The organism is Anabaena sp. UHCC 0204, from assembly GCF_009711975.1.
Lineage (GTDB): Bacteria > Cyanobacteriota > Cyanobacteriia > Cyanobacteriales > Nostocaceae > Dolichospermum.
The window spans coordinates 77,417-89,568 of sequence record NZ_VIKW01000011.1 but is presented as its reverse complement, the minus strand read 5'-3'; the positions used below and the strand labels follow the sequence as shown (position 1 = coordinate 89,568).

The following is a 12,152-nucleotide window of genomic DNA, read 5'->3' as shown; positions in this document are numbered from 1 at the left end:
AAGATTGCATCTTTTCCCTATTTCCTGCTATATTGATACATAACTCCACACAATGCAGCGACAAAAATCCAAGAAAGAGTATTCAACCGAATATCAAAAATAGTAATATCAACAGTATTAAATAATATCCAGCTTATAAAAGTGATAATATAACTAAAGAATATTAGGCGATTTTTTGGTTCTATAGATGGGGATTTCCAGAGAAGTTGACTAGCTGCAATTAATATCCAAATTAGTAACCCATAAAATAGTAAAGTAGTAATTAAACCAGTTTCCGCAGACAGCATTAAAAATAGGTTATGGGGATGGTTAACATCAATTTGCATCTGGGTTTTATACAGTCCACCAAAACTGCGTAAACCTGAACCAGTTAAAGGATGTTGTTGAGTTAAATTAAGAGCAAATTCCCATTGGGTTTTCCTCATTAATGCCACTGGTCTATCAGGAAACATATCATCATTTAACCGCGCCCAAATTCCGTAGGGAACGAAGTTACGGAAAAATTGGGAAATGGGTGAAGGGGCAAAAGCTGCTAATAGAAAACTACTGCAAATACTAATAATAGCAGCAACAATTAACCGCCAACCTTGATATAAGGCATAAGCTAAACAGGCAAAGATAGTGATTCCCCAGCCATTCCGAGAATTAGTTAAAATCAAAGCGATAAAATTCGCAAATACCGCAATTGTTAAAAAGATAATCAGGCGATTTTTTTGTTTGAGTTGGCGATAATTTTCTAGCCATAAACCTAAACCCAAAATAAAAATAGTTACTAAATAAGCGGCTAAAGTATTAGGGTGCATGAAGTTAGAAGTCATGCGTCCTGATAATGATTGTTCTGGTGCAACTATCCAATCAAAGACAATCCAGAGAAACTGAAATTGGAAATTCCAACCAAGAAATAATTGCCCAAAACCTATTATTAAAACAGGTACAGAACCAAACACCATTATCCAAGAGATTTGTCTTAATTGGGCTGGTGTTTGAATTAGGGGTGTGAGTCCAGTGAAAAAGAAAAAGAAGGGGACTAAGTTGAATAAACCTAAAAAAGCCTCTAGTTTATGAGAGGCAAATCCGGTAGTAATGAGTAGTAAGATACTCAAAAGAGCAAATCCCTTGTGAATTGGATTCTGGCTAATAATCCGGTGTTGTTTGCGCCACGTTAATGATGATGCCACAACTATAGAAAGACCGCCTAAAAATGGACTCAGGGGGAAAGATATTAGTCCAAATTGCAGCCAATTCCAAGGGGTTTGTAAGCGGGGGTTTGGATGATAAAAAGTTTTATTTAAGCGATTTCCCAGCATTCTGTACGGGTAAGACGAATTTGCGCGAGGGTGAAGACAGTAGGAATAATTCTGCCATAGTTTGTGGCGATCGCTCTCCAACCCAAATCAGCAAAAAACCAAGCCCACATCACTGGACCCACAAAAGCAAACATACTGCGAACAGCACTATAACGGGCTGCACTCACTGTCATTCCTCGTCGGGAAATTTGTAAAGCCACATAGTTTTGAAACTGTTTGGTTGCTAATCCTGTCCCTGTAATTGCTGCTTCTTTAGCTACTTGATAAGTAGCAAAGTGAATAGCAAATTGACGCGCAATTTGTTGGAGAACATAAGGTTGAATCACAGAAGTGACAGCCAAGGCGCTACCACCTTTAAAAATTAGTCCTAAAGGATCATGTTGCAATGATAAAGGTAATGGTTGTTTAAGTTTTGATTCTACTAACTGACGTTGCACCTTGATAGTTAATTCTTGTTTTTCTTGTTCTGGTATTTTTTTCCACACCTTTCCTAACAAATGCAAAAATACCTCGGCTTCTAAATCAATTGTTGTTAAATTTTGATAATAGTGAATTTTGAGATATTTACATACTTGAATTAAGGCTTCTCGGTAAGTTACTTGATCAGTACGTCGCCGTAATACCGTGATCCCATCAGCCGCTAAAAAACGAAACCGATCTTCTATTGCATCTAACCAAGCTTGCCGATCTTGGCTTTGCACTGTCATGGGTTCGGGTGTGTGAACATAATCTAAGGGGTTAAACTTGCGACTAAACAGAATTGCTGTCAAGTCCTGTAATTCTTCTTCTGTGGCTAGTTCCAATACCGCCCTGAGTTCTTCCAATTTCCCTTCCTCTCTTCCGTGCAGCTTGTCTGTACCCTATTCTACCTAAGAAGGGAACAAGAAATGGAGAACTCTTAACTGTTTTTCTTCTTTCCTTCATTCCCCCACCAAGATCAGTAGCAGATTTCAGCCTTTTGTATTCCTCTCTATTCATTTTTTACAAAAATAACCAGAAATTTATCAACTTTTTGCCCGTTATGTAACGTACATAGTAAGTTTAAGTTTCCAGTAATTTTAACCATAATTAATATTTATAATAAGTGCCAAAAAGTGATCCCTAATGGTTAATACTGCGTTTTGTGTATTTTTTTATGAGGGCCACAGAAATTTGGCATAATTATTATTATGGAGCTAAAGTCATATATCTTAACGGCTAATATACAACAAATTAAAGTCAAGAAGCCTTGCCGTAAAAAAGTTTGTAGGGATAAATTTCGTAAAATAACAGTAAAAACTCTGTTGAACAAATTTACTAACTTTAACAAACAGGAGATAAAAATCATGAAAACAGTAATTAAACTAACACAGCAAGCCGTTATCGGTGAAATTAACAGTGTATTAGATACATATCCATACCAACCTTATCAACAAGCTTTTGCAATTCCTGATTTACGTCAAGAGTTAATTTCCTTTGTTATTCATCGTCTTCCTTGCTTTCATAACCAAATTTCCCATAACTTACTACTCAATGATGATGTTCAAGTTCACTCTTTTCGGAGTAAGTTACCTCTTTATCCTTTAGAACAACAACTGCACTTACAAAAGTTAATTCATGAAGGTATTTCCTCAATTATCAGGGATAAATCAGACTGGATTAGTAATTACCTTTGTGAAACTGTTGAACCCAATTGTCAAACCTCTCATTGGTTTGGATAAAATCTGTGTGATCAAGTTAATATTACTTTACAAAAAACGACTTTACGTAACATTTAGTTTTTAAGTGCGATGTGCTTAAATTTCTACAACTTTCCGAGTTTTCAGAGTTACAAGGAAGCTACTCAATCGCACTGACAGCAGAGAACAGGGAACAGAGAACTGGTTGAAAGTCTGGCCTTGACAAGGCTTTGTTCTTAAACTTTGTACCTCATTTACCTGAAATCTGCTGTATTTTATTTTGTAGAGATACTCAAAACTTGATAAAATATTGACAATCTAGCTAATGAGTTGAGAAATATGCCAAGCATAAACATTGAAGTTCAATTATCTTCAGAACAACTGCTTAAAGCTGCTGAACAATTAACCCACAATAATTTAGAAGAATTTATCTCTCAACTTGTGATTTTGTCTACTCACAAAAAAGCAACCAGGTTGCTAAAAAATGAAGTGCAATTATTCTTGAAAACACATCAAGATATGGTCATAGATCATAATAATTATGAAAATTTGATAGATAAAAGAGAAGTAGAAACATTAACAAAAGAAGAATATCAAGCATTATTATATCTAGGTGAACAGATAGATAGATTACAAGCACAGCGCATAGAATATATGGCAGAGTTGGCAAAAATACATGGCATTTCTTTAACTAAACTCATGGAAAGTTTAGGTCTTGAATAGAATGAGGAACGTCTCTACAAGAGTTTTAAACCATGCACATTTAATTTTCATTCCTATATCTAAATGATATTTTAAAAATTGGCCTTGCTGAATTTATGAAAATCAAAAATTCCATTTCTCAAACTCATACTCTTTGCGCCTCAATACCTCAAAAAATAGAATTACGTAGGTTGCTTTGACGCTCTTGTTACCCAATATTTATAAGTATTTGTTAGTTTTCGCTGTCGCTTAACTCAACCTTGTATCTTAAAGGTATGTTAGAGGGAGTGGTATACCGTCCCAACCTGGGTCAGAAAAGACCGCTTCGTAGCAAGAATCACCGCAACAATCTCCATGACAGAACTCGAACAGTATTGCTTTGCGCCTGGAGCGCCTCTGCGTGAAACAAATTCATACTTTCATTCAGCAACACCAATAATTAAAACCTTAATTAGGTATTGGCAGGTGTAGCGATCGCCTGTATATTTTATCATATTGGATATACAGGAAAATTTTATGGTACGGAAAGAAGCACAGTGGCTGCAAACCGCTTTACGAATCAAAGGTTCAGTAATTTCTGCAATTTACCAACAGGTGATTTTATTTGGAATTTTTGGGGTATTAATTTCTATCCTTTATCATTTTAAAGTCCCTGTTTCTCAACCTATTTTAGGTAGTGTTATTCCTAGTATTGTCTTAGGTTTATTATTAGTATTCCGCACCAATACAGCTTATGAACGTTTTTGGGAAGGGAGAAAAAGCTGGGGTTCAATGGTTAATGCTATCCGTAATTTAGCCCGACAAATTTGGGTATCTATTGATGAAAAAGAACCAGAAGATAAAAGTCGTAAAATTGATGCCTTAAACTTACTTGTTGCTTTTGGAGTATCAACAAAACTACATTTACGAGGTGAACCTATCAGTAGTGATTTAGAAGAATTAATATCCCAGTCTAAATATATCAAATTAAAAAATATGAATAATCCGCCTTTAGAGGTTGCTTTTTGGATTAGTGATTATTTAGAACAGCAGTATAACCGCAATTGCATCAATAGTTATCAACTAGCATCTTTACAATCATTACTAAATCTATTGGTGGATAATTTAGGTGCTTGCGAACGGATTTTGAAAACACCAATGCCCTTAGCTTATGCTATTCACTTAAAACAATTATTGTTATTATATTGTTTTCTTTTACCATTTCAAATAGTACAAAGTCTTGGTTGGTGGACAGGGTTTATTTCTGCTTTAGTCAGTTTTACATTATTAGGTATTGAAGCAATTGGTTTAGAAATAGAAAATCCCTTTGGTTATGATGAAAATGATTTACCTTTAGATGCCATTTGTACCAATATCAAGTTAAACATTGATGATCTAACTACCCTGACTCCTAGTGTTCATAAATAGCTAAAATTTCCTAATTAGGTACTTAATTCTGAATCATAAATTCTATTTTGATAAATTTCCACAAATCAGTTAGAATAGTTTCAGTATATCCTCCTTTCCTCGTTCCCTAACTAATAACTTAAGTAAGTAGGTAGGTGGGAAAACTTATAACTATGTCATTGCGAGTGGAACGGAGTGGAACGCAGCAATCCCAAGAGTTTTGGGTAATTTACAGTTCGTTACATAGTTGGGTGATTAGCATCTACCTACTTACATCAAAGAATCCTCAATGATTCCTGAAAAATCTGGTTTTACCTTTTCCTTTATGTAAAACAACATTTATAAGCATTTTTTGGGTTGCGCTGTCGCTTAACTCAACCTACAAAAATCAAACAGGATTCCTCTAGAATTTTCACATAATTTGTATTTTCATTTCCTACCATGATTTCCCTTTCTCCTGAACTCCAAGCTAGACTATCCACCCCTCTAAAAATTGGTTCATTTGAAGTTAAAAGCCGTGTTTTACAGTCTCCATTATCGGGGGTGACAGATATGGTATTTCGTCGCTTAGTGCGTCGTTATGCACCAGAATCTATGATGTATACAGAAATGGTAAATGCTACAGGTTTACACTATGTTAACCAATTACCAAAAATAATGGAAGTAGATCCTCAAGAACGACCTATCAGTATTCAATTATTTGATTGTCGTCCCGATTTTTTAGCAGAAGCAGCAATAAAAGCCGTTGCTGAAGGTGCAGATACTGTTGATATTAATATGGGATGTCCTGTTAATAAAATTACTAAAAATGGGGGTGGTTCTTCCTTATTGCGTCAACCAGAAATTGCCGAAGCAATTGTGCGAGAAGTTGTCAAAGCAGTAGATGTTCCTGTGACAGTAAAAACCCGCATTGGTTGGAATGATCATGAAATTACCATTCTTGATTTTGCTAAACGCATGGAAAATGCGGGTGCAAAAATGATTACTGTCCATGGACGCACTCGCTCTCAAGGTTACAATGGTAATGCACGCTGGGAATGGATAGCTAAAGTCAAAGAAGTTTTATCAATTCCTGTAATTGGTAATGGGGATATTTTTTCTGTAGAAGCTGCGGTAAAATGTTTAGAACAAACGGGTGCAGATGGAGTAATGTGTTCTCGTGGAACTTTAGGTTATCCGTTTTTAGTTGGTGAAGTTGATCATTTCTTGAAAACTGGAGAATTACTACCATCTCCTAACCCAATTCAACGCTTAGAATGCGCCAGAGAACATCTTTTTGCCCTATGGGAATACAAGGGAGATAGGGGGATACGTCAAGCTCGTAAACACATGACTTGGTATGCAAAAGGCTTTGTTGGTGCTGCTGATTTGCGGGGGAAATTAAGTTTAGTAGAAACTGTCCAACAAGGTTTAGATTTGATTGACAGTGCTATGGAAAGATTAGCCCATGGTTATGAACTTGAGGAAGAAACAGCAGCTACTACTGCACTATAGAAGGAGTTAGGAGAAAAAAGATCATTAGTTGATATGGAGTTTTATTTATCAGGACTAATATATCCTTCTTTTTTCAATTTTTCTAATGCCCTTTCGGCTGCTTGTTTACCATATCTAATGCCAATTGCTGTAGATTCCTTAGAAATTTGAGGAATCACAGCTAATGTTTTCTTTCCTAATGGTGTTTCGTAAAATGCGATAATTCCTTTGATTTCTTCATTAGTAAAATATTTGCTATAAATGGGGATATATTCATCTATCATTTCATCTTGTTTTAGTTCAGCCATAAACGTATCCCAAAATTTTGCAGGTGCTTGGGGATATTCAGCTTTTAAGCTATCTATTAGTTGCGTAATTATTTTGCGAGAAAGATTTCGTGAACCAGTTATATCTAATAATTTTTTAACGTTATTGATTTTTTCTGCTTCTTGAATGGAACTAGCTGGAGTTTGTGCGAAAGCAGGTAGACTAAAATTAGTAAGCAAGGAAAGTGAAGCTGCAAAAACGAAAGTTTTTATCTGCATTGATTTAAAACCTAATTCTGTATTCTTATTTTATAGCACTCTTACTTGATTTATAACATTATACAAGCAAATATTCGATTTTTTTATGTTGTAACTATATTATAAATTGGCGTTGCTGATTAACGGTATGAATTTTAGTCTCACGCAAAGGCGCAAAGACGCAAAGGTAAGAGTTTTAAAGGTTCAATTTAGGAATTTCATACCTCAATATGGCTATCGCCACGCAGGCTATCAGTAACGCCATAAATTTAAAGTTAGAAATCGTGGATCTTACTTTTCATAACTTCACAACTTTTAAAGTCTGCAAAGTTTCATCTCCACAACCAGTAATAAATCCCCCTGTCATTTTAACTTGTTGAAGATATTCCAAAGCTGATTTTGTAATTAATTCTCCTGGCATTAATACAGGAATTCCTGGAGGATAAGGACAAATAATTTCTGCACAAATCCGTTCTTGGGTTTTCTCTAAAGGGAGAATTTCACTATTAGCAAAAAAAGCCTCACGGGGAGAAATGGATATAATACTGGTAAATATATCATCGTTTTTATAATTACATACCAAATACTGAGTTGTCAAGGGGGTGATATGAGTAAGATTATTCAGTGCTTGAATTAATTGTTGAATATCCGTTTGTGTGTTTCCTAAACTAATAATAAAAGTAAGATTTTGCAAAGATGAAAATTCTGGAGTGACATTAAATTTTTTATCTAAAATTTCTTCAGCTTCAAAACCAGTAAATCCTAATTTGTGGACATTTACTGTTAATCGAGTTTTGTCTAAATCTATAAATCCAGGTGATTTTTCTTTGTTAGTCAGGGGAATAGATAAACCCGGAATTTGATTAATTTCAGTTATTGCTGCTTCAGCTAATTGCAAAGTTTGAGACATCAGCTTTTCTCCATATATTGCCATTTGCTGACGTGCAGCATCTAGAGAAGCTAAAAGTATAAAACTAGGACTTGTAGATTGAACCAATTGCAATGCCTTATTGACTCTATCAATATCAATTCTCTTACCTTGAATATGTAACATTGATGCCTGTGTCATTGCCCCCAATGTTTTATGAATTGACTGTACAGTTAAATCTGCACCTGCGGTTAAAGCTGAAGTAGGTAATTCTGGGTGAAAAGCAAAATGTGCGCCATGTGCTTCGTCTACAATCAGGGGAATGTTGTATTGGTGAGTGAGTTGAGCTATTCGTTGCAAATCTCCACAAACACCGTAATATGTAGGATAAACTATCAACACGGCTTTGACATCTGGATGTTTTTCTAATGCTGCTTTTACTGCTTCTGGTGTAATGCTGTGAGCAATATCTAAATCTTCATCATATTCAGGTTGAATAAAAATAGGAATTGCCCCAGAAAGAATTAACCCAGAAATAACCGAAGAATGCACATTTCGCGGCAGAATAATTTTATCTCCCATTCTGCAAGTTGCCAGAATTGCCGCTTCAATTCCGCAGGTAGAACCATTAACTAAAAACCATGTTTTCTCAGATCCAAAAGCCTCCGCGGCTAATTCTTGTGCTGCTAAAATCACGTTTTGGGGTGTGAATAAATTATCTAATTCTACTAATTCTGTTAAGTCAGCACGAAAGACATCTTTACCTAGTAAATCGGTTAAAACTGGAGAAATACCCACACCGCGTTTATGTCCTGGGGTGTAAAATGGGGCGTGAGGACGGGTTTTACAGGCTTTCAAGGCATCTATGAGGGGTGTTTGGTTTTGATTTGGCATTTAATTGCTTCCAGCTATGGGGTTTGAATATATAAGCCACTGGGTTGGTATTCTGGGCTTTGAGTCATAGTCGCAACCTCACACTCTTGTTTGTGTCGTTAGCGTCGGTGTATTACTCTAAAATATCTGCTGCAATTGCTAGTTTAACTATATGTATGTGTATAATATGGAATTAAGATGTAAAATAACTGATATTTTGCACGATTTTCAATTAATCATATTGTATCAAAGTATTATCATGAATAAATCAGAGGCTATTAAGTTACTACGAAGTGAGGACTGGACAGAAAAAGATGCTATGCGTGCATTGGAGATTGTTAACTTTAAAAGCAATCCTGACGAAATTACCATTCGCAGAGCTATTTCGCATTTTGCTGGTTCCGAACTAATAAATCGTCAGCGTCTTCAAGCTGCTCAGAAAGGTTTGGTAACAAAGAAAAATAAAGAGATTGCACAAAAAGATAATGAAAATCAAAGTTTGTACTACCAAAACAAGATTTTAGAACTTAAAATCAAGCAACTCATTGCTGACAATAATGATCTGATTGAAACTAATGAGCAAATAATCAAAGAAAATAAAGCCTTAAAAAATTTAGTGGATGAAATACGAATTAAGCTGGCTATAAATACTAAAAAACTTCTTCAATATGAAGATAGTGAAATTCGGAAAGCCTTAGTTCATATGTTTAATTTGACACTTGGTTAAGTAACTATTTCTATGAATCATCAAAAAAGCAAAAAACAGCATTTTCAAGGAAAGAGTTATCGTGAAGTTCAAATTGCTAATTCCAAAAATCGGAATAAGCTTCATAAAAAAGACCAAGATTGGCTAATAGAAAAAGATTACCGAAATATTGGATGGAATAATATTATTAATCTTTATCGCAAGATAGAGGAGTTTTTAGAAAAATACAGTTGTGAGCAGTTGACAATTGAGGAATTATTTTTAGAGGCTGATCGTATTGGTAATAAATATATGACAAACCATGAGATAGAAAAGTTTAATCAGAATCTATCCCAAGCGGTAAATGAAATTGCAGAAAAAATTGATCAGCAATTTCCTGAAACTGAAGTAGAATTTATTGATTACAGTGGAAAGACTAATAATAGATATCGAAAAAAACATAATCAAAAAACATATAGTACGGTCAAATTGTAGTTATCCATTTCCTATTCTTTAATAATTGCATTAGCTAAATCAGATAATCTTTCCAATTCTGGATCTGTATCCCAAATCAAACGGAGATAATTATAAACAACATGAACTTAAAAGATATCAAACACAAATTATTCCCCATCTTCAAAATTATATCCATCGCACTCATAACCAGTTCCATAGGTTTAGAATTATGGAATATCCAAACATCAATAACTAACAGTCAACTACCGAATATCTTAACTCCAGCATTGATCATTGCTCATGTTGCACTGTCGGCTCATTTTATCGAAGGAATAATTGCCGCTTATTATGCACCATCTCGAAATCAGACATCAATTAAATATGCAACTTATACTTTTTTTGTGGGTATATTTGGTTTATTAGAATTGTTTGACAATGATGAAGAAAAAGGCTTAAAGGAAAAAGGTTAAAAATTTTTCTTTTCCCCTTACCTTCCATCCTTCTATTCCCGAAATCATTCTTTTCTATTGATGAAGGTTTTCAACTATTCCATCATCCTGTTGAGAGAACTTTAATCAATAGTTTGCTGTTCTTGTAAACGGCGTTGTTCTCCCTGCTGAATCTCACGCTCTAAGAAATAATTTAGCAAGGTTCGCAGCAGTACGATCGCTCCTAAATTTAAGATATCCTGACGAGTAGGTGCTACTGCTGTCCGCAAAATATCACTAGCAACGGTGAATTCTAGTCCTAATGCCAGAACTCGTCCCAATTGCAGACGAATTCTTTCTGTGGCATCAAATTGTTGTTTGGAGCGAGATAACAATAATCGCAAATAGGCAACAATGCCTTTAATCACTGCTCCACCAATCACAACTGCTGCAGCAATTTCTGTCCCTACTGCTAAATAATCAATAATGACTTTGAGCCATGTTTCTAAAGGAGTAGTTTCTCTGCTCTCTCCCGTACCTCCCACGTTCACACTCAACAGTAAAACTAGCCCTAAAATTAGTGCTAGAGGTAATAGTAAATTAATTAATGAATCCCGTGATGTCTCTGGTTTCATCCCTACTATATAAATCCTAGTATTATTCACAAGTCAGCAGTTCCAAATTATGACCATTGGGGTCATAAAAATAAAAACCTCGACCACCTCCTCTATGATTTATTTCACCTTGATGTTGGTGCATAGGGTCGCTACTGTATGCCAAACCCATCTCTTTAATCCGTGCAAAAATTACATCAAATTCTTCCTCACTGACATGAAAAGCATAATGGTGTGACTCAAAATTCTCTCTGTTGTCAAAATCAAAAGTTAATGTATCGTTCACACGGACAACAGCAAAGTGAGCCATAGGAGGCTCTATTTTTAACCCAAAAATCTGGGCAAAAAACTGTGCAGATGCGTCTTTATCGTGTGCAGGTACTATGGTGTGATTAAGAGTAATTGTCATTTTATACCTCTTATTTTAGGAAATTATTGATTTCAACTAGGTGTAAAAAACGATAATATTAAATCATTAGTATCCCTGATAAATCCACTCACGGGCTGCTTTTTCGGCTGCTTCTGGGCTGAAGTAAATTCTCTGTTCTCCAAAAATTTCACCACCCGCACTAATTAACCGAAACTCCCAACAGTCCGATTCTGTGTAAAATACCAACAAGGTAATATTATTAATAATAACAACTAGATGAACTCGGATAGACATAGTGCATAGTTTTGGTTGTCTACCTTAATTAAAGCATATTTCCTCAAAAACTATGCTTTTCTCCTTATTTTTGTTCTCTATCGAGATTGGCAATTCTCTCTTCAGAATTATTAAATACCTCTTGGAGATAGCGATAAATTTCTCACTCATAAATTAAGCAATTATAGTTAATAATTACTTACAGAGGATGTTTCAAAAGAGGGGGCTATTGCGAGAGAGTTATCTTGGATTAATGTGTCGAATGGTAGAAGACTTGAGAGAATAGATAGAGCTAATATTAATATATGTATACAATCACATTTGCAGATTTCAACTAAAACCAGATTTTACTTACCTAAAAAGCGAAGCATAGAGTAAGTATCACTCGTAATGAAAAATTGTTTGCTCATTTCATCTGTCAGGAGCAAGAGGCAAACATCTACTACTAGATTTACTTCCTATATATACATGAGTAATAGATAGTCTTTTGATCCTGGTAGTAACAAGTATTATTCCTAGAAGATGATTACTGAAA

General features: G+C 35.1%; 14 protein-coding genes. 7 read left to right on the top strand and 7 right to left on the bottom strand.

Features of this window, described 5'->3' with window-relative positions; genetic code table 11:
• Positions 1-17: 17 nt before the first annotated feature.
• A complete protein-coding gene (locus FJR04_RS11685; RefSeq protein ID WP_168494825.1) occupies positions 18-1,307 on the bottom strand; it encodes an O-antigen ligase in 1,290 nt (429 codons plus the stop codon).
• Positions 1,289-2,131 carry a YaaW family protein gene (locus FJR04_RS11680; protein WP_168494823.1) on the bottom strand — a complete coding sequence of 281 codons (843 nt, stop codon included), beginning with the start codon at positions 2,129-2,131 and terminating at the stop codon, positions 1,289-1,291. The genes FJR04_RS11685 and FJR04_RS11680 overlap by 19 nt, the downstream gene beginning before the upstream one ends.
• 501 nt (positions 2,132-2,632) lie before the next feature.
• Here FJR04_RS11680 and FJR04_RS11675 point away from each other — a divergent pair.
• The 4 genes from FJR04_RS11675 (at position 2,633) to dusB (ending at position 6,547) form a co-directional block, all read left to right on the top strand.
• Positions 2,633-3,007, top strand: a complete 375-nt coding sequence (locus tag FJR04_RS11675) for a hypothetical protein (protein WP_168494821.1) — start codon at positions 2,633-2,635, stop codon at positions 3,005-3,007.
• Positions 3,008-3,304: 297 nt separating this feature from the next.
• A complete protein-coding gene (locus FJR04_RS11670) occupies positions 3,305-3,688 on the top strand; it encodes an STAS/SEC14 domain-containing protein (protein WP_174763532.1) in 384 nt (127 codons plus the stop codon).
• Between the two features lie 495 nt (positions 3,689-4,183).
• Positions 4,184-5,074, top strand: coding sequence for a bestrophin family protein (locus tag FJR04_RS11665; RefSeq protein WP_168494819.1), 891 nt, complete (start codon positions 4,184-4,186; stop codon positions 5,072-5,074).
• 420 nt (positions 5,075-5,494) lie between these two features.
• Positions 5,495-6,547, top strand: a complete 1,053-nt coding sequence (gene dusB, locus FJR04_RS11660) for a tRNA dihydrouridine synthase DusB (protein ID WP_168494817.1) — start codon at positions 5,495-5,497, stop codon at positions 6,545-6,547.
• Between the two features lie 41 nt (positions 6,548-6,588).
• On the opposite strand, the gene FJR04_RS11655 is transcribed toward dusB, so the two are convergent.
• Positions 6,589-7,071 (bottom strand): DUF2059 domain-containing protein, encoded by a 483-nt coding sequence (locus FJR04_RS11655; RefSeq protein ID WP_168494815.1) that lies wholly within the window; start codon positions 7,069-7,071, stop codon positions 6,589-6,591.
• Positions 7,072-7,348: 277 nt separating this feature from the next.
• The gene (locus FJR04_RS11650; protein WP_168494813.1) at positions 7,349-8,812 is read right to left on the bottom strand and encodes an aminotransferase class I/II-fold pyridoxal phosphate-dependent enzyme; all 1,464 of its coding nucleotides are present in this window, start codon (positions 8,810-8,812) and stop codon (positions 7,349-7,351) included.
• A 238-nt stretch (positions 8,813-9,050) separates the two neighbouring features.
• On the opposite strand from FJR04_RS11650, the gene FJR04_RS11645 reads away from it, so the two are divergent.
• The 3 genes from FJR04_RS11645 to FJR04_RS11635 all read left to right on the top strand — a co-directional run bounded on the left by FJR04_RS11645 (position 9,051) and on the right by FJR04_RS11635 (position 10,402).
• Complete coding sequence (locus FJR04_RS11645) at positions 9,051-9,518, top strand: hypothetical protein (protein ID WP_168494811.1); 468 nt, start codon at positions 9,051-9,053, stop codon at positions 9,516-9,518.
• 12 nt (positions 9,519-9,530) lie between these two features.
• Positions 9,531-9,971 carry a hypothetical protein gene (locus tag FJR04_RS11640; protein ID WP_174763531.1) on the top strand — a complete coding sequence of 147 codons (441 nt, stop codon included), beginning with the start codon at positions 9,531-9,533 and terminating at the stop codon, positions 9,969-9,971.
• Between the two features lie 101 nt (positions 9,972-10,072).
• On the top strand, positions 10,073-10,402 hold the full coding sequence (locus FJR04_RS11635) for a hypothetical protein (protein ID WP_168494809.1): 330 nt from the start codon (positions 10,073-10,075) through the stop codon (positions 10,400-10,402).
• 101 nt (positions 10,403-10,503) lie between these two features.
• Here the strand turns inward: FJR04_RS11635 and FJR04_RS11630 are convergent, their stop codons facing one another.
• From FJR04_RS11630 to FJR04_RS11620, 3 genes are all read right to left on the bottom strand, one after another.
• A complete protein-coding gene (locus FJR04_RS11630) occupies positions 10,504-11,025 on the bottom strand; it encodes a DUF1622 domain-containing protein (RefSeq protein ID WP_371717766.1) in 522 nt (173 codons plus the stop codon).
• A complete protein-coding gene (locus tag FJR04_RS11625; RefSeq protein WP_168494807.1) occupies positions 11,018-11,383 on the bottom strand; it encodes a VOC family protein in 366 nt (121 codons plus the stop codon). The genes FJR04_RS11630 and FJR04_RS11625 overlap by 8 nt, the downstream gene beginning before the upstream one ends.
• 66 nt (positions 11,384-11,449) lie before the next feature.
• The gene (locus FJR04_RS11620; RefSeq protein WP_168494805.1) at positions 11,450-11,638 is read right to left on the bottom strand and encodes a hypothetical protein; all 189 of its coding nucleotides are present in this window, start codon (positions 11,636-11,638) and stop codon (positions 11,450-11,452) included.
• Between the last annotated feature and the right edge of the window lie 514 nt (positions 11,639-12,152).